Source organism: Amycolatopsis keratiniphila subsp. keratiniphila (genome assembly GCF_001620365.2).
GTDB classification, from domain to species: Bacteria; Actinomycetota; Actinomycetes; order Mycobacteriales; family Pseudonocardiaceae; genus Amycolatopsis; species Amycolatopsis keratiniphila.
The window spans coordinates 1-26,541 of record NZ_LQMT02000017.1 but is presented as its reverse complement, the minus strand read 5'-3'; the positions used below and the strand labels follow the sequence as shown (position 1 = coordinate 26,541).

Annotated in this window: 28 protein-coding genes; 13 read left to right on the top strand and 15 right to left on the bottom strand. The window is 69.8% G+C overall.

Annotated features, from left to right (window positions below):
- Positions 1-267: 267 nt before the first annotated feature.
- The 4 genes from AVR91_RS16795 to AVR91_RS16780 form a co-directional block, all read right to left on the bottom strand.
- On the bottom strand, positions 268-744 hold the full coding sequence (locus AVR91_RS16795; protein WP_228688357.1) for a DIP1984 family protein: 477 nt from the start codon (positions 742-744) through the stop codon (positions 268-270).
- Between the two features lie 43 nt (positions 745-787).
- Entirely contained in the window at positions 788-1,315 is a 528-nt protein-coding gene (locus AVR91_RS16790) for a hypothetical protein (protein WP_063276226.1), read from the bottom strand.
- 15 nt (positions 1,316-1,330) lie between these two features.
- Entirely contained in the window at positions 1,331-1,747 is a 417-nt protein-coding gene (locus tag AVR91_RS16785; protein WP_016333456.1) for a CBS domain-containing protein, read from the bottom strand.
- Positions 1,748-1,808: 61 nt separating this feature from the next.
- On the bottom strand, positions 1,809-3,002 hold the full coding sequence (locus AVR91_RS16780) for a zinc-dependent alcohol dehydrogenase (protein WP_063276227.1): 1,194 nt from the start codon (positions 3,000-3,002) through the stop codon (positions 1,809-1,811).
- An 89-nt stretch (positions 3,003-3,091) separates the two neighbouring features.
- On the opposite strand from AVR91_RS16780, the gene AVR91_RS16775 reads away from it, so the two are divergent.
- The gene (locus AVR91_RS16775; RefSeq protein WP_063276228.1) at positions 3,092-3,451 is read left to right on the top strand and encodes a VOC family protein; all 360 of its coding nucleotides are present in this window, start codon (positions 3,092-3,094) and stop codon (positions 3,449-3,451) included.
- Positions 3,452-3,744: 293 nt separating this feature from the next.
- Here AVR91_RS16775 and AVR91_RS16770 read toward each other — a convergent pair whose 3' ends face one another.
- Positions 3,745-3,945 (bottom strand): hypothetical protein, encoded by a 201-nt coding sequence (locus AVR91_RS16770; protein ID WP_063276229.1) that lies wholly within the window; start codon positions 3,943-3,945, stop codon positions 3,745-3,747.
- A 133-nt stretch (positions 3,946-4,078) separates the two neighbouring features.
- Between AVR91_RS16770 and AVR91_RS16765 the strand changes: the two genes are divergently transcribed.
- On the top strand, positions 4,079-4,585 hold the full coding sequence (locus AVR91_RS16765; protein WP_394329672.1) for a GNAT family N-acetyltransferase: 507 nt from the start codon (positions 4,079-4,081) through the stop codon (positions 4,583-4,585).
- Here the strand turns inward: AVR91_RS16765 and AVR91_RS16760 are convergent.
- Positions 4,510-5,445, bottom strand: a complete 936-nt coding sequence (locus AVR91_RS16760; protein ID WP_063276230.1) for a DMT family transporter — start codon at positions 5,443-5,445, stop codon at positions 4,510-4,512. The genes AVR91_RS16765 and AVR91_RS16760 overlap by 76 nt on opposite strands.
- Before the next feature lie 390 nt (positions 5,446-5,835).
- Between AVR91_RS16760 and AVR91_RS16750 the strand changes: the two genes are divergently transcribed.
- Positions 5,836-8,118, top strand: a complete 2,283-nt coding sequence (locus AVR91_RS16750; protein WP_228709225.1) for a tetratricopeptide repeat protein — start codon at positions 5,836-5,838, stop codon at positions 8,116-8,118.
- Here AVR91_RS16750 and AVR91_RS16745 read toward each other — a convergent pair.
- The gene (locus AVR91_RS16745; RefSeq protein ID WP_063276232.1) at positions 8,115-9,335 is read right to left on the bottom strand and encodes a cytochrome P450 family protein; all 1,221 of its coding nucleotides are present in this window, start codon (positions 9,333-9,335) and stop codon (positions 8,115-8,117) included. The genes AVR91_RS16750 and AVR91_RS16745 overlap by 4 nt on opposite strands.
- A gap of 148 nt (positions 9,336-9,483) precedes the next feature.
- On the opposite strand from AVR91_RS16745, the gene AVR91_RS16740 reads away from it, so the two are divergent.
- Positions 9,484-10,986 carry a GGDEF domain-containing protein gene (locus AVR91_RS16740; protein ID WP_228709224.1) on the top strand — a complete coding sequence of 501 codons (1,503 nt, stop codon included), beginning with the start codon at positions 9,484-9,486 and terminating at the stop codon, positions 10,984-10,986.
- 192 nt (positions 10,987-11,178) lie between these two features.
- On the opposite strand, the gene AVR91_RS16735 is transcribed toward AVR91_RS16740, so the two are convergent.
- Positions 11,179-12,126, bottom strand: coding sequence for a phosphatase PAP2 family protein (locus AVR91_RS16735; RefSeq protein WP_072027727.1), 948 nt, complete (start codon positions 12,124-12,126; stop codon positions 11,179-11,181).
- A 110-nt stretch (positions 12,127-12,236) separates the two neighbouring features.
- Between AVR91_RS16735 and AVR91_RS16730 the strand changes: the two genes are divergently transcribed.
- The 4 genes from AVR91_RS16730 to AVR91_RS16715 all read left to right on the top strand — a co-directional run bounded on the left by AVR91_RS16730 (position 12,237) and on the right by AVR91_RS16715 (position 15,697).
- Positions 12,237-12,926: a response regulator transcription factor gene (locus AVR91_RS16730; RefSeq protein ID WP_043848050.1), complete on the top strand. Its 690-nt coding sequence runs from the start codon at positions 12,237-12,239 to the stop codon at positions 12,924-12,926.
- A complete protein-coding gene (locus AVR91_RS16725) occupies positions 12,923-14,335 on the top strand; it encodes a sensor histidine kinase (RefSeq protein ID WP_063272624.1) in 1,413 nt (470 codons plus the stop codon). Before AVR91_RS16730 ends, AVR91_RS16725 begins: the two co-directional genes overlap by 4 nt.
- The gene (locus AVR91_RS16720; RefSeq protein WP_063272623.1) at positions 14,332-14,829 is read left to right on the top strand and encodes a hypothetical protein; all 498 of its coding nucleotides are present in this window, start codon (positions 14,332-14,334) and stop codon (positions 14,827-14,829) included. Before AVR91_RS16725 ends, AVR91_RS16720 begins: the two co-directional genes overlap by 4 nt.
- 196 nt (positions 14,830-15,025) lie before the next feature.
- Positions 15,026-15,697, top strand: a complete 672-nt coding sequence (locus tag AVR91_RS16715; RefSeq protein WP_063272622.1) for a hypothetical protein — start codon at positions 15,026-15,028, stop codon at positions 15,695-15,697.
- Here the strand turns inward: AVR91_RS16715 and rnhA are convergent.
- From rnhA to AVR91_RS16695, 4 genes are read right to left on the bottom strand one after another with little or no spacing between them, the layout of a single operon-like run.
- On the bottom strand, positions 15,694-16,176 hold the full coding sequence (rnhA, locus tag AVR91_RS16710; protein ID WP_063272621.1) for a ribonuclease HI: 483 nt from the start codon (positions 16,174-16,176) through the stop codon (positions 15,694-15,696). The genes AVR91_RS16715 and rnhA overlap by 4 nt on opposite strands.
- A gap of 22 nt (positions 16,177-16,198) precedes the next feature.
- On the bottom strand, positions 16,199-17,389 hold the full coding sequence (gene dinB, locus AVR91_RS16705) for a DNA polymerase IV (protein ID WP_063272620.1): 1,191 nt from the start codon (positions 17,387-17,389) through the stop codon (positions 16,199-16,201).
- Between the two features lie 42 nt (positions 17,390-17,431).
- Complete coding sequence (locus AVR91_RS16700) at positions 17,432-18,415, bottom strand: HEAT repeat domain-containing protein (protein ID WP_063272619.1); 984 nt, start codon at positions 18,413-18,415, stop codon at positions 17,432-17,434.
- Positions 18,415-19,074 carry a HEAT repeat domain-containing protein gene (locus AVR91_RS16695; RefSeq protein WP_063272618.1) on the bottom strand — a complete coding sequence of 220 codons (660 nt, stop codon included), beginning with the start codon at positions 19,072-19,074 and terminating at the stop codon, positions 18,415-18,417. Before AVR91_RS16695 ends, AVR91_RS16700 begins: the two co-directional genes overlap by 1 nt.
- A gap of 98 nt (positions 19,075-19,172) precedes the next feature.
- On the opposite strand from AVR91_RS16695, the gene AVR91_RS16690 reads away from it, so the two are divergent.
- Complete coding sequence (locus tag AVR91_RS16690; protein ID WP_063272617.1) at positions 19,173-19,937, top strand: hypothetical protein; 765 nt, start codon at positions 19,173-19,175, stop codon at positions 19,935-19,937.
- A gap of 6 nt (positions 19,938-19,943) precedes the next feature.
- On the opposite strand, the gene AVR91_RS16685 is transcribed toward AVR91_RS16690, so the two are convergent.
- Both AVR91_RS16685 and AVR91_RS16680 read right to left on the bottom strand, forming a co-directional pair.
- On the bottom strand, positions 19,944-20,237 hold the full coding sequence (locus tag AVR91_RS16685) for a putative quinol monooxygenase (RefSeq protein WP_063272616.1): 294 nt from the start codon (positions 20,235-20,237) through the stop codon (positions 19,944-19,946).
- A gap of 25 nt (positions 20,238-20,262) precedes the next feature.
- Entirely contained in the window at positions 20,263-20,682 is a 420-nt protein-coding gene (locus AVR91_RS16680; RefSeq protein ID WP_063272615.1) for a DUF6010 family protein, read from the bottom strand.
- Between the two features lie 92 nt (positions 20,683-20,774).
- Here AVR91_RS16680 and AVR91_RS16675 point away from each other — a divergent pair, with 92 nt between their 5' ends.
- Positions 20,775-21,713: a GlxA family transcriptional regulator gene (locus AVR91_RS16675; RefSeq protein WP_063272614.1), complete on the top strand. Its 939-nt coding sequence runs from the start codon at positions 20,775-20,777 to the stop codon at positions 21,711-21,713.
- Here the strand turns inward: AVR91_RS16675 and AVR91_RS16670 are convergent.
- The gene (locus AVR91_RS16670) at positions 21,710-22,000 is read right to left on the bottom strand and encodes a hypothetical protein (protein ID WP_063272613.1); all 291 of its coding nucleotides are present in this window, start codon (positions 21,998-22,000) and stop codon (positions 21,710-21,712) included. The genes AVR91_RS16675 and AVR91_RS16670 overlap by 4 nt on opposite strands.
- A gap of 119 nt (positions 22,001-22,119) precedes the next feature.
- On the opposite strand from AVR91_RS16670, the gene AVR91_RS16665 reads away from it, so the two are divergent.
- The 3 genes from AVR91_RS16665 (at position 22,120) to AVR91_RS16655 (ending at position 26,481) form a co-directional block, all read left to right on the top strand.
- Positions 22,120-23,379: an MFS transporter gene (locus tag AVR91_RS16665; RefSeq protein ID WP_063272612.1), complete on the top strand. Its 1,260-nt coding sequence runs from the start codon at positions 22,120-22,122 to the stop codon at positions 23,377-23,379.
- Between the two features lie 338 nt (positions 23,380-23,717).
- Entirely contained in the window at positions 23,718-25,013 is a 1,296-nt protein-coding gene (locus tag AVR91_RS16660; protein ID WP_394329955.1) for a GGDEF domain-containing protein, read from the top strand.
- Positions 25,014-25,038: 25 nt separating this feature from the next.
- A complete protein-coding gene (locus tag AVR91_RS16655; protein WP_063272610.1) occupies positions 25,039-26,481 on the top strand; it encodes an ArnT family glycosyltransferase in 1,443 nt (480 codons plus the stop codon).
- Positions 26,482-26,541: the final 60 nt, after the last annotated feature.

The following is a 26,541-nucleotide window of genomic DNA, read 5'->3' as shown; positions in this document are numbered from 1 at the left end:
CCCGCCCATGCCTCGGCGGGGTGAAGAGTGTCGGGAACACCACTGTGTCACCGGGAATGCGTGGAAAGACCCCGTACCCGCCCTCACCCTCCGGGACCGGCACGTGGTGATGAACTGTGCCGTTTGCGCCGTCACCTGTGCGTCGTGCTGGGCGAAGTTGTGATCGGGGAGTCGAACCCCACGCTGCCCGCCACGTACCAGGCGAGCCGGAACACCGCCGGCCCTCGGCTTGTGCCCGCTTCCCGGAGGGCTACCTGCTTTCCACGTTCAGTCCAGGAGGTCGGTCTCCCAGTTGGTGCGCTGGATCTCGACGTCGACCGCCCGGATCTCCCCCGCGACCCGGTCCGCACGGGACCGCAGCTCCGCGACCGGAAGCGCGGAGAGGTAGCGGAGTTCCGAACGGAGCTGACGGCCGTAACCGCCCTGGTTGCGCCCGGCCGCGGCGTCGGCGGCCGCGGTCAGGACACCGTGCCTGAGCCGGAGGACGTCGCGGCGCGCGATCGCGTCGGTGATCGTGCCCTCCCCGAGCGGGGTCGCGGCGTTGGTCCGGTTGATCCGCTGGATCAGTGATTCCAGTTCGTCCAGCGCGGTTTCGGCTTCGACGAGCAGGGCGGACGCGTCTTCCGACGGTTCCTCGCCCTCCTGGTGCCGTGCGTTGTCGACGATCCGGGAGCGCAGCGCCTCCACCTTCTTGGCCGCGTCGGCGCGCGAGACGAGCGCTTCGGCCAGCTTGATCCGGGACATGCCGGGAAGTATCACCAAGATCGAAGACCGGCGCATCCCGTTTTCAGCCCGCGAGCGAATGCCTCCGATAGGACGAGTCGGGCTCGGTGTATTCGATGCCGTTCTCGTCGAGTGCGTTGAACACGGTGAACCGGCCGTGCGGGAAGACGAAGCCGAGCGCGACCATGCCGTTCGCCATGTCCCGCGTCGCGCAGTCGAGCAGCTCGACGTCCTGGAGCACCTGACCCTCCAAAGCGGACAGTTCCGGAAAGACGTCCCGCCGCCACAGGAGCGGATTGGGTTCGGCCGGATCTCCCCAGTCCCATGAGGACTTCCCGTACGGGTCGATCGTGTTCCAGGTCAGGGAAATCTCGTCGAACTTCCAGTGCGTGATCTCCAGCCGTTCGTCACCGAAGTCGACCACGACGGGCGCGTCGGAGAGCCACTCGGCGTACTCGACGAACCAGGTCAGATGGACATGCCGCAGCCGCTTGCCCACCAGCGCGCGCAAGCGATCCCCGTGTGCTCTCCGGATCTCCTGGAGTCCGGAGAGCCACACGGGTTCGTAACCCTCGATGTCGAAGAACGCCACCGAGCGAGTATGCCGTCAGTCGTAGGACAGGGCTTCCACCAGCTCCCCGCTGTCCGGGTTGGGCAGGGCCTTGGCCACGTCGGCCTGCGCCACGATGCCGACGAGCTTGTGCCCGTCGATCACCGGCAGCCGCCGGACCTTGTGGTTCGCCATGGTGCGCATGATCTCCTCGGCGTCGTCGTCCGCGCCGATCGTCACCGCCTCACCCTGAGCCAGTTCCGAGGCGTGCAGCGCCCTCGGGTCCTTGCCTTCGGCCAGGACCTTCACCACGATGTCGCGGTCGGTCAGCATGCCCTTGAGCTTGCCGTCCTCGCCGCAGATCGGTACCGCGCCCACCGATTCGGCGGCCATCTTCTTGGCCGCGTCGAGCACGGTTTCGGAGGCGGACACACAGGTCGCGTTCGCGGTCATGATGTCTCGTGCCGTGGTCATCCCATCGCTCCTTCCGTCAGGGGTTCGTCCACCGGATACCCGGCATCCGCGGGCCGACACCTCAAGCCGCCGACGGCTCCAGAAGGATCTTGACCGCGCCGTCCTGTTTCTTCTGGAAGATCTCGTAGGCGTGGGGCGCGTCCTTCAGCGGCATCTTGTGCGTCGCGAAACCCTCGACGCCGAGCGGATCGGCGGAATCGGTGATCAACGGCATGATGTCGTCGATCCAGCGACGGACGTTGGCCTGTCCCATCCGCAGGGTGATCTGCTTGTCGAACAGGTCCATCATCGGCAGCGGATCGACCATGCCGCCGTAGACGCCGCTCAGCGAGATCGTCCCGCCACGCCGGACGCAGTCGATGGCCGCGTACAGCACGCTGAGCCGGTCGATCGCGGCCTTCTCGGTGATCTTCGCGCCGATCGGGTCGGGCAACAGGGCGACCAGGTTCTGCGCCATTCGCCCGATCGGGGCACCGTGCGCCTCCATCCCGACGGCGTCGATCACCGAGTCCGCTCCCCGGCCTCCGGTGGTCTCGCGGATGAGGTCGCCGAGGTACTTGTGTTCACGTGTGTCGAAGGTGGTGACGCCGGCCGCGGCGGCCTTCGCGAGCCGTTCCGGCACCAGGTCGATGCCGATCACCTTCCCCGCGCCCCGGTGTTTCGCGATCCGGCAGCAGAACTGCCCGATCGGGCCCAGCCCGAAGACCACGACCGTGCCGCCTTCGGGGATGTCCGCGTAGTCGACGGCCTGCCAGGCCGTGGGCACGACGTCGGAGAGGTACACGAAACGTTCGTCCGGCGGGCCGTCCGGCACCTTGATCGGGCCGTACTGGGCCTGCGGGACCCGGAGGTATTCGGCCTGGCCGCCCGGCACCTGCCCGTAGAGCTTGGTGTAGCCGAGCAGCGCCGCGCCCTTGCCCCGGTCGGTGACCTGGGTGGTCTCGCATTGCGATTGCAGGCCGCGGTCGCACATGAAGCAGTGGCCGCAGGAGATGTTGAACGGGACGACGACGCGATCGCCGGGTTTCAGGTTCGTCACCCCGGAACCGACCTCTTCGACGACGCCCATGGGCTCGTGCCCGAGGATGTCGCCCTCGTCGATGAAGGCACCGAGGACCTCGTAAAGGTGCAAGTCCGACCCGCAGATACCGGTCGAGGTTATCCGCACGATGGCGTCGGTCGGTTCGACCAGTTTCGGATCCGGGACGGTGTCGACCCGGACATCGCGTTTGCCGTGCCAGGTGACGGCCTTCATGGTGCTCCCTTCGGCGAGTGGCTCTGCTCCCCGCCGGATGCCCGTCCGCGCATCCGGCAAACCTCGCCGTTCCGTGCCACCGTGGATCCATGCGAACCCGGATGCTCGCCGTCGCCGTCGATTGCCGTGAGGCCGAAGCACTGGCCGCGTTCTGGAAGGAAGCACTCGGCTACCCCGAGACCGAACGGTGGACCGACGGTCATGGCGTGACCTATGTCGAATTGAAGAGCCCCGATGTGCCGAGCCTGCTCTTCCAGCCGGTTCCCGAGGGGAAGTCGGGCAAGAACCGGCTGCACCTCGACCTCGCGCCCACAGAACTCGAGCAGCGCGAAGAGGTCGCCCGGCTGGTGTCACTCGGCGCCAGGATCGTCGAAGACCCCGAGTCGGACGACTGGGTCGTCATGGCCGACCCGGAAGACAACGAATTCTGCGTGCTGCCGCGGCGCTGACCCACTCAGCCACTTAGGGATTCCGGCTGCGGTTTGGTTCCCCGGCCAAGTCCGTGAAGGCCTCCTTGAGGGACTCTGGGTCCCTCAAGGAGGCCTTCACGGACTTGCGAGGCGCTACGCGGGCCCCATGAACACCAGCAGTCACGCGGCCGCGCGTGAAGGACCCCTTCCCCGGCTCAGCCGAGGAAACTCGACCTTCACACCTTCCCAAGTACGTGAAGGCCCCCTTCATTGCGTCTAGCGCAGTGAAGGAGGCCTTCACGTACTTGCCCACTCACGAGACCGATGCGGCCTCAGGCGGCTTCATCCTCGGTCCGGACCGGCCTTTCCGAATGCAGCCCCAGCATCTCCAGCAGCATCCGGCAGTCCGTCGCGTCGCGGGCGTTCGCGACCACCGCTTGGGTCGCCTTGCGCAGCACCGCCGCCCGCACGGCCGTCGCCCCACCGTCGGCCAGTTCCTCCACCGGACGCAATTCCTCGAACGGGTTCCCCATGACCCACCTCCGTCGTCTCTTTCGTTGATACCGGATTCCGGCCGGGAAAGCCCCCGTGTTCTTGCGGTCCGGCGGCACGTCCGCCGGTTTCTCCCTAGACTGACGCCATTCGGACGAGCGGACGGAGCGGGAACTGACCACCGAGTTGCGCGGGGAGATCGTGACCCTGACCCCGGTCACCGAGGCCCACGTCCCGGACCTGCGGCGCATCCGCGGCACGGCCGAGGTCGGGGCGCGCTGGGGTTCGGTCGACGACTCCCCCACCTGGCCGTTCGACGACCCCACGACGGCCTGTTTCACGGTCCTCGAAGGCGGCGTCGTCCGCGGTTTCGTCCAGTACGGCGAGGAGGAGGACCCGATGTACCGGCACGCGTCGGTCGACCTCTTCCTCGACCCGGCGGCGCACGGCCGGGGCCTGGGCACGGACACGGTCCGCACGATGGCGCGGCACCTCCTGCACGATCGCGGGCACCATCGGCTGGTGATCGATCCCGCCGTGGACAACGACGCCGCCATCCGCTGCTACAAGGCCGTCGGTTTCCGCGAGGTCGGCGTGATGCGCGGCTACGAGCGCGACACCGACGGCGAGGGCTGGCACGACGGGTTGCTGATGGACCTGCTCGCCGAAGACCTCACGTAGCGCGTCAGCGCGACTCCGACCAGCACCACGGCCATCCCCGCGAGCACCCGCGGGCCGAGGTCCTCGCCGAGCACGATCGCGCCCAGCGCGACCGAGACGACCGGCAGCAGATAGCCGACGGTCGCCGCGGAGGTCGCGCCTTCGTCGGCGATGAGCCGGTAGTTGAGGTAGAAGGTGACGCCGGTGCCGAAGATCCCGAGGACGACTACGGCGAGCACCGCGGTCACGTTCAGCGGCCCGGCCGGTGCCGCGTCGAAGGGCAGCGCGAGCGCGCTGAGCCCGGTGGCGGTCAGCAACTGCGCGGCGGAGATCGCGATCGGACCGCCTTCGCCGACGAGTTTCCTTCCCATGTAAGCGAAAGCGATCGCGTAGCTGATGCCGGCGCCGAGCAGGGCCAGCGTCCCCCAGCCCAGCAGGCCGCTCTTCTCCCAGGGCGCGAAGATCAGCAGGATGCCGGCGAAACCGAGGACCAGCCCGCCCACACGGACCACCGTGAGCCGCCGTTCGGTGCCGATCCCGATGCCGATAAGCAACGACCACAGCGGGGTCGTCGCGTTCATCACCCCCGCGACACCGGAATCGACGGTCAGTTCGCCGATGCTGAACAACGCGAACGGCAAGGCGTTGCAGAAGAAGGCTGCGACGAGGAGCCTTCCCCAGATCCGGCGGCCGCGCGGGAGGCGTTGCCCGGCCCAGCGGCTCAGCACGAGAAGGACGGCCGCGCCGAGGGCGCAGCGGACGACGGTCACCTGAACGGGCGGCAGCCCGGTCAGCGCGAGCTTGATCCACAGGAACCCGGAGCCCCACAGCAGGGCGAGAACGCCCATCCGGGCCAGGGTTCCCGGTGCGCCGATGCTCACTTCGTTCCTTTCGCCGGGCCGCTCGATACCTCTCCCAAAGCTGCCTCGGGCGACTCGTCAGGACAAGTGAAAAGATCTACACCGACGTTAAGCGGTCCTACATGTTCCGGAAGGACCCGGTCGTGGCCGCCGGAAGCGACGGCCACGACCGGTTTCCGAGGAGATCAGCACTCGCCCGGTGTTCGCAAGGCGGAACGGGGCCTGCTCACATTTCGCGGTCGCGCATGATCCACCTCCCTTTCGACCGGCGCACCGGTGGGGAACGGGCGCGTTCTCGCACAGTTTGGGGGCAGACTTCGCACCCGCGCACACCCGGTGGCCGTGTTGTGACCCAGGCAATGGGAAGGTTGTGGCACGATCTGCCGCGAAGCGGGGAGAAAGGTGCTTCTGGTGACCGAGAATTCCGGTTCGGCCAGATCCGGGGAGACCGGGAAAGCACGCGCGGAACCGAGGCCGGTTTCGACGGCCGCGTCGACGTTCGGCCGCGCCCTGCGGCAACGGCGGCAGGCCTGCGGGCTGGCGTTGCGCGAGCTTCAGAAACTCGCCTATGTCGACAAAAGTCTGATCAGCCGGGTCGAACGCGGGCTCACCCCGCCGAGCGCGGAATTCGCCGAAGCCTGCGATCGCGCGCTGGGCGCGGGCGGGACCCTGATCGTGCTCGCCGAGGCCGCCCGAGCCGAACCGTATGTGCATCTTCCCCCGCCGCCCGATCATTTCGTCGGCCGCGAAGAACATTTGGCGCTGCTGGACGAAAAGGTGTTCACCGAAACGGCGAAAGTGGTCTTCGTCGCCGGACCGCCCGGGGTCGGGAAGACCGCGCTCGTGCTGAATTGGGCGAACCGGCGCCAAGAAGAGTTCGATTGCGTGCTCTGGTCGGATCTGCGCGGCTACGCGGCGGGCTCCCCCGCGCAACCCGCCGACATCCTCGACGACCTCCTGCGCTGCGTCGGGGTCCGCCCCGACCGGGTCCCCGCCGAGGAGCACATGCGGCTCGCGCTCCTGCGCGGCCTGTTGCGCGGCCAGCGCACCCTCGTCGTACTGGACAACGCCCTCGACTCACCTCAGGTGCGGCCGGTGCTGCCCGGCACCCCGGACACCACCGTGCTGATCACCAGCAGGCGGCGGTTGTCCGGGCTGGTCGTCGGCAGCGGCGCGGTCCAGGTTTCCTTGGAGCCACTGCGAGAACTCGAAGCGACGCGGCTGATGGCCGACCTCATCGGCGACGAACGCGCGGCGGGCGATCCCGAAGGCGTCGGCAGGCTCGTCCGGCTGTGCGCGGCGCTGCCGCTCGCGGTGAACATCGCCGCCGAACGGGTCGCCGGCCATCCCCATCAGAGCGTCGGCGACCTCGCCCGCGAACTCGTCGCCGAGGGGCGGCGGCTGGAACTGCTCGCGGTCGACGACGACACCGTCGGGGTCCGGGCCGCTTTCAGCTGGTCGTATCGCGCGCTGGAGGCCGACACCGCCCGGATGTTCCGGCTGCTCGGGCTCCATCCCGGCCCGCGGTTCACCGCGGGGGCGGCGGCCGCGCTCGCCGGGCTGCCCGGGCACGACGCGCGACGGCTGCTCGACCGGCTCGTGCAGGCGCATCTCGTCCAGCAGGTCGGCGCGCAGTATTACCGGTTCCACGACCTGATCCGCGTGTACGCCGCCGAAGAGGCCAACGCCGAGCGCCTGGAAGACGAGCGGCAGACGGCGGTTTCCCGGCTGACCCACTGGTATCTGTACGCGGCCAACGCCGCGAGCTGGACGCTGACCCCGGCCCGCGACCATCACATCGATCTGGGGCCGGCACCCGAAGGTGTCGAGCCGCTCCGGTTCGCCACGTTCGACGAGGCCTACATCTGGTGCGCGTCGGAGATGCCGAGTATCACCGGCGTCGCCCGGCTGGCACTGGACCACGGGCTGTACGAGGTCGGCTGGCGGCTGCCGGTGGAGCTGTTCGACTACCACCTGCTCGGCAGGCCGTGGCAGACGTGGATCTCCAGCCACGAGGTGGCGATCGAGTCCGCGAAGGCGGGCGGTGACCTCGGCGGGCTGGCGTGGTCGGCGATCAACCTCGCCGAGGCGCACCGGCGACGCGGTGACCTCGATCGCGCGCGTGACCTGTTCGGCCAGGCCGTCGAGATCTCCGAGGAGATCGGCGAGAACCCGAGCCTCGGCTGGGCGCTGGTCGGGCTCGGCAACATCGCGCACGAACGCGAGGACTACGCCGAAGCCGTCCGGCTCGCCGAGCAGAGCGTGGAGGTGAACGCGCGGATCGGGTACCAGCTCGGCGAAGCGACCGCGCGGGTCCATCTCGGCCGCGCCTACCGCGACCTCGGTGAACGGGACCTGGCCCTCGATCACGGTCTGCGTGCCTTCGACGCCTACGCGAAGGACGCCGACCAGCACGGAATGGGCTTCGCGCTGGTGCCGCTCGCCAGGACCTGCCGCCGGTTCGGCGATCTGGACCAGGCGCTCGGGTACTGCGAGCAGGCGCTGACCGCCTACCGCAACTGCGGCGACGTCTGGGGGCAGGCCGACGCGCTCGACGAACGCGGCTGCGCGCTGGCCGCCCAGGGCCACACCGACGACGCGATGGCCGTCTGGCGCGACGCGCTCCAGCTCGTCATGGACCTCGACGACCGGAAGGCGAACGTGCTCCGGGGCCGCCTCGAAGGCGCCGTCTAGAGCTTCACCGGCAGGTTGTGCAGGCCGCGCGTGATCGCGCTCGGCCACCACACGAGCCGGTCCTCCGGCACGGTCAGCGTCATCGACGGCGCGCGGTCGAACAACGTCTCCAGTGCCGCGGACGCCTGCATCCGCGCGAGCGCGGCGCCGATGCAGATATGCGGTCCGACCCCGAAGGCCACGTGCCGCACCGGCCGCTCGCCAGGGCGGAAGGCGAGCGGTTCGGGGTGTACCTCCGGGTCGCGATTGGCCGCCAGCAACGACAACAGGATCGGATCGCCCGCCTCCATCCGCTGCCCGGCGAGTTCCATCGGCTCGGTGACGAACCGCCAGCTGGTGTTCTGCAGCGGGGTGTCGCGGCGCAGGACCTCTTCGATGACGAGCGTCAGATGTGAACCGTCGGCGCGGGCTCGGGCCGCCTCCTCCGGATGCGTGATGAGGGTCAGCGCGGTGGACGCGATGAGACTGATCGTCGTCTCGTGCCCGGCGATCAGGGACAGGAACGCCGTCGCGGCGACCTCGTCTTCGGTCAGTTTCCCGGCCGCCTCCTGGGTGAGCAGATCGCTGATCAGGTCCGCCCCCGGTTCGGCGCGTTTGCGGGCGACGACGTCGGCGAGCAGCGCGTCGAGATCGTCGGTCGCCTTGAGCATCGACGCCATGTCCGTGACGTCGCCGGCGGCGACCACCAGCGCGGGCGGGCGGACCTCGTCGAGCAGGCTGTCCGGGATGCCGATGAGTTCGCAGATCGACCGGATTCCCAGCGGGTACGCGAAATCCTCGACGAGATCGCCTTCGCCCCGGTCCAGGATCGGGTCGAGCAGCTCGTTCGCGAGCTGATGCGTGCGGTCGCGCATATGCTGCAGCCGCCGCGGGCCGAACGCGCCGGCGCAGGCCTTGCGCAGCCGCGCGTGCTCGTCGCCTTCGACGTTGTTCATATGCCCGATGAGCGTCGGCCGGTGGTCGGCGGGCAGCCCGAGGTTGGCCTTGCGCCAGTGCTCCGCGGCGACGGACGGGCATTTGGACAACCGGGGGTCGGCCATGGCGGAAACGACGTCCGCGTGCCGGGTCAGCAGCCAGGTCCAGGTGTCTCCGGGCAGCGGGAGCCGGAACGCCGGCGCGTTGCTCCGAAGCCACTCGTAGGCGGGCGAGGGATCCCTGTCGAAGTCCGGGCCGAACATCGCGGGGACCGCGGCGGCGTCGTATGCGGCGTCAGGCATACGAGCCACGATGCCAGCCCGCGGCGGAAACGCGTCCGGCGAACGTGGGTATCCGGCTGTCTCACGCGATCGTCAACGCGGTCCCCCTGTCACCCCCTTGTGGTGACCCAGCAAGATCGATGCGGGTGCGGTGCGTAACGGGTGGGAGGTGACCCTCGTCAGCGAGTTCGGCAAGCACGACCGTGACGCGGTCTCGGCGCGGCCGCGTGGTTCGCTCCGGGGTTTCGCCGACACCGTCGGCCTCGCCTCCGCCCGCGTCTGGCGGTTGCGCGGCCGCGCCTGGAACACCCTGCGTCATCCGGCCGGGTGGGAACTGTGGCGTCTGCCGCCCGCGGCGGTCTTCTGGATGCTCGGCACCGAGATCGCGGTCGCGTCCTGGGCGCTCTACAGCGGTTTCAAGTCGTCCGCCACGACGACGGATCTCGTCCGCTTCGGCGTGATCGCGGGCTGCACGATCTGGTACCTCGTCCAGACCCAGCATCCGGAGGAGCAGCGCCGGGCCGACGACCGGCGCGGCGAGCACATCGACCAGACCGCCGTCTGGCTGGGCGGCGCGGCCGTCCTGCTGCCGCCCGCGTTGTCGCTCGCGCTGCTGCTGATGGTGCGCGTGCAGCGCTACTCCATCGCGCACAAGGCGATGACGACCTTCCTCTTCACCACCGCCGCGCACGCCGCCTCCATCCTCGGCGTGCACATGATCACCAAGCTGACGTCACTGCACACCTGGCTCGAATCGGGCACGCTCCCCCAGCGTCCCGGCGACATCGCGGTCGCCGCCGTCGCGCTGGTGGGCGCCGCGCTCTGGTACTTCGCGTCGCAGACACTGCTGATCAGCATCGCGCGCGGCCTGGCGTGGGGCGGCTGGCGGCGGCAGAAGCTGATCGGCAGCTGGGCCGACAACGCGGATTTCGTCTACGCGCTGCAGCTCGCCGCGTGCACGACGATCCTCGGCGCGGTCAACATCGCGCTGGTGCCGTTGGTGATGATCGGGATCGCGCTGCGCTCGACCCGGCTCTCGCAGGCGCTGGCGGACACGATCGCGCGCAGCCAGCGCGACCGGAAGACCGGGCTGCTGACCGAGGACTCGTTCCACGCGCCCGCCGCGCTCCGGCTGCTCGAAGACCAGACCGGGCGGCGGCCGACGGCGTTCCTGATGCTGGACCTCGACCACTTCAAGCAGTGGAACGACAAGTACGGGCATTCCGGCGGCGACATCGTGCTCGGCTGTGTCAGCGCCGTGCTGCGGCAGAACACCCGCTCCACCGACGTCGTCGGGCGCTGGGGCGGCGAGGAGTTCTCGGTACTGCTGCCGGACACCACCCGCGAGGAGGCGATGCGGATCGCCGAGCGGATCCGGGTGGCCGTCGCGAAGACCGCGATCACCGGCCTGACCGAACTCGCCAGCGGGCACGCCACCAACGAACCCCGCGCGGTGGGCCCGATCCACGGCTGCACCGTGTCGATCGGCGTCGGGCTGTCGCCAGAGCACTCGACGGATTACGGCGAACTCTTCCGCGCCGCGGACGCCGCCATGTACCAAGCGAAACGGAGCGGGCGGAACCGCGTGGTCGTGGCGCCCTCCGTCGTCCCGCCTTCGCCCCGGGCCCCGACGTCACCCCTGAGCCGGGCTGGTGACTCGCGCCGCGACTGACGCGTTTAGTCCTCTGAATGCGTTCGGCGGCGGAGGCCGGTCCTGGCCACGACCGACGTTGCGAAAGCCACTTTCGCAACCTTCAACGTTGCGAAAGTGGCTTTCGCAACGCGCCCCGCGAAGCACCGATGCCACGTACGGGACCCGAACGGTCCCATACGTGACATTCCGGAGCGCCTCCGAAGACCCGCGTCAGCGGCGGGTCACGAGGCGGGTCTCGAGCAGATCGTCGACCACCCGGGTCTCGATCCCGGTCCGCCGTTCGAAGGCGGACCCGCACAGCGGCCACAGCGCGGCCAGCACCACCCCCACCGCGGACAGCGCGGCCAGCACCAGCGCGGCGACGAACTGGGCGGCGCCGTCGGTCGCCGTGCTCAGCACCGCGAAGCCGATCAGGACGATCCCGGTCGGCAGCACCGTGGCCAGCGCGACGAGATAGGCGGGCGTGCGGCGCAGGTCGCGGCGGCGGCTGGTGAGCCAGGCGGCGAGCAGGCAGGCGAACGACGCGCCGAGCAGGCAGGCGCCCGCCGTGTCGCTGAGCCGGTGCCAGCCCAGCGCGACGGTCGACGACGCGACCCACGCGACTGCGACGCCGCCGATGCCGATGATCGCCGGGCGGAACCGTTGGGGCAGAACGAAGGCGAGCGCCATCAGGATGGCCATGGCGGCACTGACGTGACCGCTGGGGAAGCTGTTGTGTCCCGGTCCGCGGCCGCCGTCGGGCAGTTCGGGACGGACGAGGACGTAGAGCTTGAGCAGCTGAGCGGCGACGAGCGGGAGCACGAGGACGGTCAGCGCCGGGATCAGGAGACCGGGTTTGCGCCGGAGCAGCGCCAGGCCGACGAGCCCGATCCCGGCGGCGCCGATCACCAGCACCATGTCCTGGTCGCGCAGCGGTCCCGCCCAGTCCATTGTGGACCACTGACCGGACTGCGCGCTCCGCACGACGCCGTTCTCGGCGAGCTGCCCGGCCGACGTGTGCACGAACAGCACGTAGGTCACGACGAACGCGGCGGCCAGTCCCAGTCCGGTGGCGAGCTGGAACACGGCCCTGGACAGGGTCCGCCGGGTCTCGGCGTGCCGTCCCGGCAGCGGACGGCGGGCGGGGGTCGGCTTCGCTTCGTGGATGAGTAGGGCCATGCGTCCCACTGTCCCCACGCCGTTTAGCCGTGAGGTCCGGACAATGTCATGGTTCTGCTACAAGATCGAGCCGAGTCGCACACGCGCCGAGACATCCGAATAATGGCGGCGTGGCAAGTGTCCTTGTGATCGAAGACGACGCGTCCGTGCGGGAGGGGCTGGAACTCGCGCTGCGACGGCAGGCGCACACCGTGTACACCGCCGAGAGCGGCGAGCTCGGGCTGGAGAAACTGCGGGTGTTCCAGCCCGACATCGTCGTACTGGACCTGATGCTCCCCGGTATCGACGGCTTCGAGACCTGCCGCCGCATCCGCTCGGCGGGCGAGGTGCCGATCATCATGCTCACCGCCCGCAGCGACGACTTCGACATCGTGGCCGGGCTGGAGGCGGGCGCCGACGACTACGTCACCAAACCGATCGAGCCGCGGGTGCTCGACGCCCGGATCCGGGCGGTGCTGCGCCGCGCGGTGAGCGAGAAGCCCGCGAGCGACGACGCCGCCGGGGAACGGCACGGCGGCCTGGTCATCGACCGGGCCGGGCTGGTCGTCACGAAGAACGGCGAGCCGGTCTCACTGACCCCGACCGAGCTGAAGCTGCTGCTGGAGCTGTCGCGCACGCCGGGTCAGGTCTACAGCCGTCAGCAGATCCTCTCCGCCGTCTGGGATCACGACTACCTCGGCGACTCCCGGCTGGTCGACGCCTGCGTCCAGCGGCTGCGCGCGAAGATCGAAGACGTGCCCGCGAAACCCGAACACGTCCAGACCGTCCGCGGCTTCGGGTACCGGTTCGGCCGTTCATGAGGCTGCTCTCCGGGTTGCGGCCCCGGCTCATCCTGGCCTTCGCGGCGATGACGATCATCGGGGCGGCGGCCGCGGCGGGCGCCAGTTACGTCTCGGCCCGCACCGCGATCCTCGAAGCCGTCCAGGACGCGGCCATGAACCAGCTGAAGGACCGGGTCGCCGCCTACGGCCGCCCGCTGTCCACGCCGCCGACCCAGGACCAGCTCAACGATTTCGCGGGCAGCCTGCGGTTGAACGCCGTCGCGGTCTACCGCAACCTGCGGTCGGTCAACGGCCCGGACCTCAACACCTTCTCCCCCGAGCTGCGCCAGACCGTCGCGACCGACAACCGCATCCAGTTCCAGCGCGTCGACCGCGAAAGAATCCCGGAACTGCTGGTCGGGCTGCCGGTGCTGGCCAGGCAACCCGACGGGACGATGCAGAACAGCGGCGTCGAGGTGTACTCGCTCACCTCGCTCGTGCAGCAGCAACAGGCCATCGACGAACTCGCGAAATCCGCCTGGCAGACGGCCGCGCTGGCCCTTCCGCTGGCCGCGGCACTGGCCCTGCTCGCGGCGAGACAGGTGCTCAGGCCGGTCCGGGCGCTCAACACCGCCGCCGCACAGCTCGGCGAAGGCAGGCTCGACGTCCGGCTGCCCGCCAAGGGTTCCGACGAGCTGGCCGAACTGGTCACGACCTTCAACAACACCGCCGCCGAACTCGAGCGCACGGTCGGTGAGCTGAGAGCCATGGAGGCCGACGCCCGCCGGTTCGTGGCCGACGTCTCACACGAACTCCGCACCCCGCTCGCGGCGATGAACGCGGTCACCGACGTCCTCGACGAGGACGCGGAGGCGCTGCCGCCGGACACCGCCGTCGCGGCACGGCTGGTCTCCGGCGAGACCCGGAGGCTGACGCGGCTGGTGCAGGATCTGGTGGAGATCTCCCGGTTCGACGCGGGCCGCGCCGAACTCGCGCTCGACGAATGGGATCTCGCGACGGCGATCCGCGACAGCCTCGACGCCCGCGGCTGGCGCGACGGCGAAGACCTGGTCACCGACCTGCCGGAGGGCGTTCTCGCCCGGGTGGACCGGCGGCGGCTCGACCTGATCGTGGCCAACCTCGTCGGCAACGCGTTCCGCCACGGCGCGCCCCCGGTCGAGGTCCGGCTGCGCGCCGACGGCGACGGCGTCACCCTGGCGGTCGAAGACCACGGGCCGGGGATCGCCCCCGAGGTGCTGCCGCATGTGTTCGACCGGTTCACCAAGGCCGACACCGCCCGCGCCCGTTCCGAGGGCAGCGGGCTCGGGCTGGCGATCGCGCTGGAGAACGCCCGCCTGCACGGTGGCGACATCACCGCGGCCGACACCGGGCACGGCGCCCGGTTCGTGTTACACCTGCCGCACCGGGCCGAAGGAGCGACGCCATGAGGAAGCCCCGCGTACTGCTCGTCCTCGCGGCCGCGGCGCTGGCGGCGGCGTGCGGTGTCCAGCCGACCGGTGTCGTCCCGGCCGGGCCGGGGCCGTCGATCCGCGCCACCACGGGGCCGAACGTGCTCGGCGGCCTGACGCTGTACTTCGTCTCCGACGGCCGGGTCATCCCGGTGACCCGGCCCAGCGAGGGCTTCATCTCCCCCGAGGGCGCGGTCACGCTGCTGCTGCAGGGACCGACCGACCGGGAAGCCGCGCAAGGACTCACCACGTTCGTCCCGCCGGAGTTGGGCAAGCTCCGGGTCTACTCGGGCGACCCGTCGAGCCTCTCGCTGCCGTACTCGGTGCGCAAATTGTCCAACCAGGCCATCAATCAGCTGGTCTGCACCGTGATCGCGGCCTCGACGGCCACCGGCCGGGCGCCGCATTCCCCGGGGGTGAACGTGATCTCGCCGAACGAGGACGTGTACTTCCAATCCTGCAAAGCGGACTGATTTCGTCACTCACAGTGCTCACATAAAAGCACTTCTCGTATCTGTACGGACGTGAGCCTCTTTTGGTTCAACGATCAAGGTAACTGTGGGCGAACACACTCGGGCGTGACATTGCCGTGTCCTTTTCGTAATGTTGCCCGGAGCTCGCGGCCCCCGACGCGAGTTCCCGTCCCCGAAGTGGTGAGTGATCAGAGAAATGGCCGGCAGACATCGCAAGATCAAGGCTCCGCAGTGGAAGCTCCCCGCGGGTATCGCGGCAGCGGTCGCCACGGCGCTCCCGGCGTCGATGTGGCTGACCTCCGCAGGTTCCCCTGACGTCGAAGCGGCCAGCGCCGCGCTCGCGTTGAAGGCTCCCCCGGTCTCCAGCGTGACTCCCCCGCCGTCGACCAGCAGCACCCCGCCCTCCAGCAGCACGACCACCCCGCCGCCGTCGACCTCCTCGGCTCCCCCGAAGCCGACGACGTCGACCAAGGCCCCCGCCCCGGTCAAGAAGACCGTGCCCGCCGCGACGGCGTGTTCGACCAGCCTCGCCGGCACCAAGCCGCACGTGGCCCAGGTCGGCAACCACGTGAAGGCCAAGTTCGGCGTGAAGAACGTCGGCGGCGTCGCCGGCCGGGCGAACGCCAGCGACCACCCGTCCGGCCTCGCGCTGGACTTCATGGTGGACACCGCCACCGGCAACGCGATCGCCGAATACCTCATGGCCAACCAGAAGGACTTCGGCATCACGTACGTCATCTGGCGCCAGCGCTACAACGACGGCAGCGGCTGGGACACCATGGAGGACCGCGGCGGCGCGACCGCCAACCACATGGACCACGTCCACGTCTCCTTCGCCAAGAGCGCGAAGGTGAACGTCAGCTGCTAACGATGCCGAGCGGACCGCTCGCCGGGCTGGATCACGGGTCGCCCCACGACCTCTTCCACGCCTTTGACGGCGAGCCGGTCCGCTCGCTCGTTCTCCGGATGCCCGGCATGGCCCTTGACCCAATGCCACTCGACCTCGTGCCGTGACGCGGCTTCGTCGAGACGGCGCCACAGGTCGGCGTTCTTGACCGGTGTCTTCGCCGAGGTCATCCAGCCGTTGTTCTTCCAGTTGCGCACCCAGCTGGTGATGCCGTTCCGGACGTAGGTGCTGTCGGTGTAGATGTCCACCGTGACCCGGCGCTTCAGGCTTTCCAGCGCCTCGATCGGCGCGGTCAGCTCCATCCGGTTGTTCGTGGTCGGCCCGGGATCCCCGCCGTAGATCTCCTTCTCGACGGTGCCGTACCGCAGCACCGCGCCCCAGCCGCCGGGACCCGGATTCCCGCTGCACGCGCCATCGGTGTAGATCTCGACTTCCGCCACCGGGACACCCTAGCGACGAGGTTCAGTCCGGCAGGAGCGGCACCCACGGCTCTTCGACCTGCCCCAGATGCACCGCGCGCGTGATGGACTTCGAACCGAACCGGTCCCGGACGGTGTCGAGCGTCGAGTCGAGCGCGTCCCTAGGTTTCGCCCCGAACGGCAGCGCCAGCTGGATCGCGTCGTCCTTCGACAGGTTCGTGAGGGCGAGCCCGATCAGTGTGAGACCGCGTTCGTCGATCAGCGGTCTCGCCGTGGCGAGCAGGTCACGCGCCGCGGCGACGATCGCGCCGGTCTGTTCGGTCGCCTCCATGAGGGTGTGCGAACGCGTCGCCTTGGTGAAATCGGCGAATCGCATCCGCAGCACGACGGTGCGGCACACCCGGTGCGCCGCACGCAGGCGGCGGGCGAGGCGATCGGCCAGCGTCAGCAACGTCGCGTCGAGCTCGGCGGGCGAACGCGGCCTGCTGCCGAGCGCGCGCTGCGCCCCGATGGACCGGCGGCGGCGACCCGTCTGCACGCGACGCGGGTCGTCGTTGTGGGACAAGGCGTGCAGATGGGCGCCGACGCCGCGGCCGAGCATCCGGACGAGTTCCTTCTCGCCGAAACCCTCCATCTGCCCGACCGTGGTCACCCCACGCTCGCGGAGCTTCCGCGCCGTCACCTTGCCCACGCCCCACAGCCGCTCGACCGGGAGCGGATGCAGGAACTCCAGCTCCTTGTCGTGTGGCACGACGAGCAGGCCGTCGGGTTTCGCGACCCCGCTGGCCACCTTCGCGAGGAACTTCGTCCTGGCGACGCCGACGGTGATCGGCAGACCGACCTGCTCCAGGACGTCCTTCCGCAGTTTCGCGGCGATCCGGCTCGGTGTGCCCGCGATCTTCAGCAGCCCGCCGACGTCGAGGAAGGCCTCGTCGATCGAAATGCCTTCCACGAGCGGTGTCGTGTTGCCGAAGACCTCGAAAACCGCCTTGCTCGCCGCCGAGTACGCGCGCATCCGGGGCGGGACCACGATCGCGTCGGGGCACAGCCGCCGCGCCTGGCCGCCGCCCATCGCCGTGCGCACGCCGTACGCCTTCGCCTCGTAGCTGGCGGCCAGCACGACCCCGCCGCCGACGATGACCGGCCGCCCGCGGAGCTTCGGGTCGTCACGCTGCTCGACCGACGCGTAGAACGAGTCCAGGTCGGCGTGCAGGATGGGACCCTCGGTCGTCATAGAACATATGTTCGCATCAAACGGCCCAGTGGCCAAGCCGTCTCACCCGAGCGCTCCCGCGAGGGCCGAAGCGAGGAGGGCGACGGTGGGATCGTCGTCTTCGGCCAGGTCACGCAGCACGTCCAGGGCGAGCGCGGGCGGCATCTCGACGAGGGCCTGGGTGAGGCGGATCCGCGTAGCGGGGTCACCAGCGGCGAGCTCGCCGGTCAACGCGCTCATGATCCGGCTCGCGACACCGTCGTCGCGAGCCAAGGCGCCGAGGACCTCGGCCGCCTCGACGTCGGACGTGCCCTCGACCACCATGCGGACGAGTTCCGGCACGGCCGCGCTCTCGCCGCGCGACCCCAGGGCCAGCGCGGCGCGGGCGCGGACCGCCCGGTCCCGGTCGCCGAGTGCCTCCGCCAGCGCCGCGGTCGCCTCATCACCGGGCATCCCGGCGATCGCGAGGATCGCGCGCCGCCGGACGTCGACGTCGTCGGAACGCGCACCGGACGCCAGGCTCGCCACGCCGTCGCCGCCCGCCCTCGCGAGAGCCCACCGCAGTGCTCCGGCGACGTTCGGATCGGCTTCGGCGAGGACCGCCCCGGCCAGCAGTTCGGCGGGCACCTCGGCCGGGGCCAGAGCGGTCTGCTGCCGCCGAGCCGCGTGAGGCGAGTTGAGCCCGTGCAGCAGCTCGACGATGCGCAGAACCCCTTCCCAGCCCGTGGGTGCCGAACCGTCGACCGCGCGGAGCCGGTCGAGCAGCTCCTGCTCGCGGCTCAGGCGCTCCTCGGTCCGCCGGATGAGGTCGCGGACCAGATCGGACGGCTCGAAGGCCGGATCCTCCAAGGCGCGGCCGATCTCGCGCAGCGACAGGCCGAGGGATCGCAGGCTCTCCACGTGGAAGATCCGGCGGATGTCCTCGTCGGAGTACTCGCGGTAGCCGCCGAAGGTGCGGCCGGTCGGCCGCACCAGCCCGAGGGAGTCGTAATGCCGGAGCATCCGGCTGCTCACCCCCGAGCGGCGCGCCACCTCACCGATCAGCATCAGGCTCCCTCCGGTCCCAGCGCGACGATCCGTTTCGACTCGTCGAAACCGGAGTCCGGGTCGCGCAGCAGCCGCTCCGTGGCGCGGGCATGCGCGCACACCTCCAGATCGGCACTCGCCAAAGCCTTCCGCAAGACGGGCTCGATCACCGGTCCGAGCGCGACGAGCGCCCTGCTGAGACTCAACCGGACCGTCCGGTCGCCCCGGCCGAACTGGTCGGCCAGGTCACGGGCCAGCCGGGCCCGCTCCCCGTCGGGGACGAGGACGACGGCGGCACGCCACGCGCTGCGGGCGACCTCGTCGTCGGCGTCGTGCAGCAGCGACCGCGTGATCGCGGGCCACGCGGCGCGGTCCCCGATCTTGGACAGCGTGTGCAACGCCTGGCTCCGGGCCTGGGCGACCTCCGAACCGAGCTCGGCCAGCAGCACCGGCACCGTCTTCTCGGCGGGCAGCCGGGTCAACGCCCAGGTCAGCATGTCCCGGACGTAGAAGTCCGGCTCGATCGCGCACCGCGCCACGAGCGGGCCGACGAACCCGACGTCCGGATGCGTCCCGGCCGCCAGCGCCGCCTGGAGCCGCGTCGACGAGCTTTCGGAGCCGAGCGCGTCGAGCACGCGCAGGTCCGGTGAAGTCCTCTGTGTCGTGTTGATGGGAATCACCTCCTGCGCTCCAGTGAAGACCTTGTCACGATGTCAAGGTCAAGTCCGAACCCGAACCGGTGTACGGCACTAACATGGATCCCGGTCAACGTAGTGAGATGGGGGTCCACGTGCGGCGGCTATCACCGGGCGCGACGGCGGCCGCCGCGGGAGTCGCGACCGTGGCGTCGATCCTGACCGGCGTGGTGGGAAACCTCGCGACGAACACCGTCGGCGAGATCGGTGCCGGATGGAAGCCGGTCATCTGGACGACGCTGGGCGTGCTGGCGGCCGCGGTGACCTTCTCGGCGATCCGGAACGCACTGAGATCCGAACGCGATCCGACGGCGCCCGACGCCGGATCGGCCGAGCGCCCCGAAGTCCCACGCGGGACAGCGAAGCGCATGGCGTGGCAGGCGAAGGCGATGCTCGTGGTGTGGGCGACGCTCGCCACCCTCGGTCTCATCGGCACCGTGCACGCGCTCACCACACCGCACTTCTTGGACATCGGCGACACCTACATCTCCTCCTTCCGGCTCGTGCGGAACACGATCGGCGGCTGGGAGGTCACCACACCCGCCGGTATCGCGATAGGCGCCGCCGTCTTCGCGTGGGGCATTCCTCCGTTCGTCGCCGGTGCGATCGCCTACCGAGCCGTTCCGAGGTCGGCCGGCGGAACCGCCCGCACCCTCGCCGCGTGTGTCGCTTTCGCCGGTGCCGGATGGTCCGTTTTCGCGGGAAGCCTCGCGTGCTTGTCGGCGCTCCGGCAGCTGATACCGCCGGGCGTCGCCGTCTACCTCGCGCTGCTCGGCGTCCTTGCCTTGACCTTCATCGCGTGGGGGTGGGCGGGCGAAGCAGGCCTGGGTGCCGGGTCACGCCGCTGAACTCGCTCAGTCGAACGGGGGGCCGGAGTACGAGACCCGGTGCTTGAACACCTCCCCGTCGCGGATCTCGGCGGAGTACGTCGGCCTCGGCGAGATCGCGCGCCAGGCGTTCAGCACCTCCTCCGATTCCCAGTACTCGAAGATGTTCACCCGGCCCGGTTCGAGCGTGTCCGCCGAGATCACCACGTCGAGGCAGCCGGGATGGGCCCGCGCCTTCTCGACGATCACCTGGTGTCCCTCGACGTACCGGTCCCGTTCCGCCGGGTCGACGTACACCTTTCCCGCCACGATCACCGTCATTTCAGGCTCCTTTCGTCCGGTCGGTTCACCCCACCGACGAACGCGGACGACGCGAACCGACACGGGCGCGGAAGAAATCCGTCACCGATCGCCCGCCGGCGAAACACCAGATCGCGATCACCGGGTCGCAGATCGCGCAGCCGAACGACGAATCGTCCAGGAACGGGATGATCGGGGCGCCCTTCAGGTGGTGAACGATGTCCCAAGCCGTGTGCAGCAGCCAGCCGATCCCGATGAACGTCCACGATTCGAGCCCGCGGTACGCCACATAGGCCATCAGTGCGGTGAAGACGAGTTCCCAGATCCCGAGCCCGCCGCCGCTGGCGTAGGCCGCGCCGGCGCCGGCGATCATGACCGCGTTGAAGCGGCGGCGGTGCGGCTCGTGGATCAGCGACATCAGGACGACGTAAACGAGGCCGACGAGAATCGGCGCGATGATCATCATGGTTCGACGCTAGAACCGGGCGGGACCCGCTCCCAGTGGCGTGAACGACGCCTTCCAACGGGATCTCGCCATCGGGCGGGTACGTTGCGGTCATGCACACCGTCGCGGTCCTCGCGCTGGACAAGGTGATCCCGTTCGACCTCTCGACACCGATCGAGGTCTTCACCAGGACCCGGCTCGCCGACGGAACCCCGGGCTACGAAGTGGTCGTCTGCGCCGAACATCCGGAAGTCGACGCCGGTCACTTCACCCTGCGCGCGCCAAGGGGGCTGGACGCGTTGCGCGAGGTGGGCACGATCATCGTCCCCGGCACCGCCGAGCCGACCCGGCCGTTGCCGGAATCCGTCCACGACGCCTTGAACGCTGCCGCCGCGCGGGGCACGCGGATCGCCTCGATCTGTTCCGGCACCTTCGTTCTCGCCGCCGCGGGTCTGCTCGACGGCCTTCGCGCCACCACGCACTGGGTCGCCGCCGACGCGCTGGCCGCGGCGTACCCGGAGGTCGACGTCGACCCCGACGTTCTCTATGTCGACAACGGGCAGATCCTGACGTCCGCGGGCGCCGCCGCGGGCATGGATCTCTGCCTGCACCTGATCCGGCGGGACCACGGCTCCGCGATCGCGGCCGACGCCGCCCGCCTCTCGGTCATGGCGCTCGAACGCGAGGGGGGCCAGGCTCAATTCATCGCGTTGCGGCATCCACCCGCGCCCCGTGGCGCGAAACTGGAGCCGACTCTGTTGTGGATGCAGGAAAATCTCGCGCGCGAACTCACGCTCGCCGACATCGCCACACGCGCCGGGATGAGCACGCGCACGCTGATCCGGCACTTCCGCGAGCAGACCGGGACGACGCCGTTGCAGTGGCTGCACCGGACCCGGGTCCGGCAGGCGCAGCATCTGCTGGAGACCACCGAGTACGCCGTCGAACGGATCGGCGCCGAAGTCGGCTTCGGTTCGCCCACCTCGTTCCGTGACCGGTTCAAGCGCACGACCGGCGTCAGCCCTGGCACCTACCGGCGCGCTTTCCGTTAAGCGGCGAGGGCCAGCGCGGTGTCCGACGCCCGCGCCCGGGCCTGGTCGGCGAACCTCCTCCGCGCCACGACGACTCTGAGCCATCGTTCCGAACGCTCGGCGTCCAGCTCGGAGGTGGCGCGGGCGAGCACCTCGGCGGCGTGCGCGGCGGACTCGATCTCCGCGGCGGCGCCGAGGTAGTCGCCGGCCTCGATCAGCTTGTAGGCGTGGCGCATCTCGGTCTGCGCGGTCGAGTAGATGGCGTAGGCGGCGAGGTTGTTCGCCAGCGGGCCCAGTGAATGCGACATCGGATTCTCCGTTCCTTACTCTTACCGACACGTCGAACGGGACCGCCCTGGTTCGACACGGCGGACGGATTTTTTCCGAGGGTTGCGCAAAGTGGCCGCTTCAGGACAGCCTGAAGCGCATGCCAGCCCGAGCGGCGTCGTTCCGCAGCGTCTTCGCGGTCGCCGGATTCCGCCGGATCTGGCTCGCGCATCTGCTCTCGGTCGCCGGCGACCAGCTGGCCAGGGTCGCGCTCACGGTGCTGGTGTTCGACCGGACGTCGTCGGCGGGCTGGGCTTCGGCGGCGTACGCGCTGACCTTCGTGCCCGATCTCCTCGGCGGCGCGCTGGGCGGTGTCGCGGACCGGTTCTCGCGACGCACCGTGATGGTGGTGACCGACGTCGGCCGCGCGGTCCTGATCGCGCTGATGGCGGTGCCCGGTCTTCCGCTCCCGGCCGCGGCCGCGCTGTTGTTCCTCGTCCAGCTCATGGCCGGGCCGTTCCACGCGGCCCGCCAGGCGATGCTGCCGGATCTGCTCGATCCGGACCGGCTGGTCGTCGGCCAGGCCGTCATCTCGTCCACGTATCAGGCCGGGCTCGTGGTGGGCTTCGGCGCGGGCGCAGCCGTCGTCACCGGGCTCGGCGTCCCCGGGGCGCTGTTGATCGACGCGGGAACGTTCGCGCTTTCGGCGCTCATGCTCCGTTTCGGGCTCGACCGCTTCCCGCCCTCGGCACCCGCCCATCACGAACGTCCGTCGCTGATCGAGGGCTGCCGGCTGGTGGCACGCGACCGCAAACTGCGCTGGCTGCTGCTCATCGCCTGCTGCTGCGGCTTCTACGTCGTGCCCGAGGGCCTCGCCGTCCCGGTCGCCGCCGAACTGGGCGGCGCGGGCGCGCTGCCGTGGCTGCTGGCCGCGAATCCCGTCGGTTCGGTGCTCGGCGGTCTCCTGCTGAGCCGGATCCCGCGCGAACGGCAGGTCCGGGTGCTGGGCGCGCTGACGGTGGCGAGCAGCCTGGTGCTGATCCCGACCGGCTGGGCTCCGGGCCTGGTCACGATCGTCGTGCTGTGGACGATCTCGGGTGTCTTCTCCGCGCACGACATGATCACGCAGACGCAGTACAGCCTCGCCGCGCCGCCCGCCCATCGCGGCCAGGTGATCGGGGTCGCGATCGCGGCGTTGCGGGCGGCTCAGGCGGCGGGGATCGCGTTGGCCGGGCTGCTGGCCCAGATCGTCGCGCCGACCACCGTGGTCACCGTCGCGGCGATCGCCGGCGTGGTGGTCGCGCTCGTCGCCGGAGCAGGCTGGTCACGGGCGGTGTCGTCCCGCCGCGGCCCTGAGGAACCCGAAGATCCCGTGGGTCCGGTCGGCGGGACGACACCCGTTGGCGAACACGGTTCCTGACACATCACGTCCAGTTGTTGTCACGACGGGTCGTCCAGTTGTTGTCACGCACTACGTTCACCTCCCTTCGCGAAGCCGCGCTCGTGGGCGAGATCACTCACGTCCAGTTGTTGTCACGCCGAGTGGTCCAGTTGTTGTCCCGCATGTCGTTCACCTCCCTCGAAATAGCGATTCATCCGGCAAAAGACTCACCAGTTGTTGTCCTGCATCGGTGCACCTCCGTCGTTTCGGTTGGGCTGTCCGGGGGAATTCGGGGCCACGACTCTCATCGTCCGGACAACGACGGTCGTCGCAGTCCCGGTTCGATTACGGTGTAGATCACCGACGGAAGAGGGTGCGTGGACGGACGACTCGGCGGCGCGCGGCGGCTCAGGGCCTGGCACCTGTGGAGCCTGCCGCGACCTGTGCGTTCCTACGTCCTGGTCGTGAATCTCATCGCAGTCCTCTCGACCGCCGCCACGGCCCGGCTGGTCCCGGTGACCGGTACCGATCTCGTCCGGTTCGGCGTCTTGACGCTGTGCGCGGCCATCGCGATCGAGGGCACCCGGCAGATCGAACGCCAACGGGAGTACGACAGGGCCCCGTCGGTCGCCTACGTCGACACCAAGGCGGTCTGGAGCGTCGCCGCCGTCATCGCGCTGCCGCCGGTGCTCGCCGCCGCGATGGTCGTGGTGACCTACACCATCGCATGGCTGCGGATCTGGCCACACCAACGGCCGGTTCTCCCCCATCGGTGGATCTTTTCCGCCGCGACGGTGCTTTGCGGCACGCAGGCCGCCGTCGTCGTCCTCAGCCTCGGGATGCGCCACTACCCAGGCGCACCGGACTCCGGGTTGCTCGCCGGGCTGGGTGATCTCGCCGTCATCATCGTGGCCGCGGCGTTGCGCTGGGCGATCAACACCGTGCTGGTGATGGTCGCGATCGCGCTCTCTTCGCCGCCGAAATCGATCGGCGAGCTGTTCTCCGGGTTCGGCGATCAGATCCTCGAGGCTGGCGCGCTCGGCCTCGGCCTCGTGACGGCCGTCGTCCTCGTCCAGGCCAACCCGCTGGTGCTGGTCGGCGTCGTCATCGCGCTGGTCGCGCTGCACCGCGGGCTGCTGCTGACGCAGTACCGGCGCGACGCGCACACCGACGCCACCACCGGTCTCGTCACGAAACGCCGCTGGCGTCAGCTGGCCGAAGAACAGCTGGGTCGCACGCGCGCCGGCCGCAAACTCGGCGTGCTGTTCCTCGACCTCGACAACTTCAAGACGATCAACGACACCTACGGCCATCCCAACGGCGACCTCGTCCTGCGCGCGGTCGGCGACGCGCTGCGCGCCGAGGTCCGCGAACAGGACGTCTGCGGGCGATGGGGCGGCGAGGAGTTCGCGATCGTCATCCCGGACATCCACGGCGAGGAGACGCTGCGCCAGGTGGCCGAACGGATCCGGCACCAGGTGGCGGTGGTCTCGGTCGCGCTGCCCGATCGCGACACCGTGCTGACCGACCTGACGGTGTCGATCGGCGGGGCGCTGTACCCGGCGGCCAACATCACCAGCGTCGACGACCTCCTCGTCGCCACCGACACCGCGCTCTACCGGGCGAAGCAGGGTGGCCGCAACAGGGTCGAATTGGCACCGCCCGCGCAGTAGGATTCGCCGCGTCTGGGGAGGCGCGATGGAGCGATTCGCTCGGGGTCCGGTCGGTCTGGTGGTCGCGATCCAGGTTTTGGTGCTGACACTGGTCTCCGGGCGATACGGCTTCCACCGCGACGAGCTGTACTTCCTCGCCGCGGGGAAACGGCTCGCTTGGGGATATGTCGACCAGCCGCCGCTGACACCCTTGCTCGCACGGATCTCCACCGACGTCTTCGGCGCCACTCCCGCCGGCCTGCGCGTGGCCGCGACCCTGTGCGCCGCCGCGACGGTGGTCCTGCTGGCCCTGGTCGCCCGCGAGTTCGGCGGCGGCCGCGGCGCGCAGGTCCTCACCGCCGCGACGACCGCGCTGGCGGCGTTCGTCGTGGTCGACGGGCACATGCTGTCGACGGCCACCGTCGACCTGCTGATCTGGAGCGCGCTCGGTCTGGTGATCCTGCGCCTGTTCCGCACCGGCGACGGACGATGGTGGCTCGCGATCGGCGCCGTCGTCGGCATCGGGCTGGAGGCCAAATGGCTTGTCCTGCTGATGGTCGCCTCGATCGGCCTGGCGGTGCTCGCCGTCGGCCCGCGGACGGTGTTCCGCAGCGGCTGGCTCGCCGTCGGCGTCCTGCTCGCGCTCGTGCTGGCCGCGCCGGGCCTGATCTGGCAGGCGGCGCATGATTTCCCTTTGTTGACCGTGGCTTCCGGTATCAGCGAGGACGACGGCGCGGAGAACCGGATCCTGTTCGTGCCGATGCAGTTGCTCTATCTTTCCCCGGTGGTGGTGCCCGTCTGGATCGCGGGCGGCCTCCGGCTCTGGCGTGATCCGGAATTGCGCTGGGCCCGTTCCCTGGCGCTCGCTTTTCCGGTGTTGTGCGTGATTTTGCTGGTACTGGGCGGAAAGCCGTACTACTCGGCGCCTTTCCTGTTGCTGCTCACGGCGGCGGGCGCCGAACCCTGCCTGCGTTCACTGGACCGGGTCTCGCGTCGTGTCGGGGCGGCGGCGCTGGCCGTGCTGGGTGCCGCGATCTCACTCGTCGTCGGACTGCCCCTGCTGCCGGTGTCCGCGCTGGCGCCGGTCCTGGTGGTGAACAAGGAGCAAGGCGAGCAGGCGGGCTGGCCCGAGCTGGCTTCCTCGGTCACCCGGGTCTGGGAGCGGATCCCGGCGGAACAGCGCTCGACCGCGGTGATCTTCACGCGGAACTACGGACAGGCGGGGGCTCTGGAGTACTACGGGCTTCCCGCGGTGCACTCGGGGCATATGTCCTATGCGGACTGGGGGCCACCTCCCGCCACGGCTTCGGGGCCCGTGGTCGTGGTGGGTCCGTACCTTCCGGAGTGGTTCACCGGCTGCCACGAGGCGGCCGTGCACGACAACGGGCTCGGGGTGGAAAACGACGAGCAGGGAGTACGGATTTCCTTGTGTGCGGGGACTTCCCGGCCTTGGGCCGCGCTTTGGAGCGAGTTGAGGCACTACTACTGATCCGAAACTGTCGGTGGTCGGTCGTATGTTCTCCGTGTGCGGCCGTGTCATGACAACCGT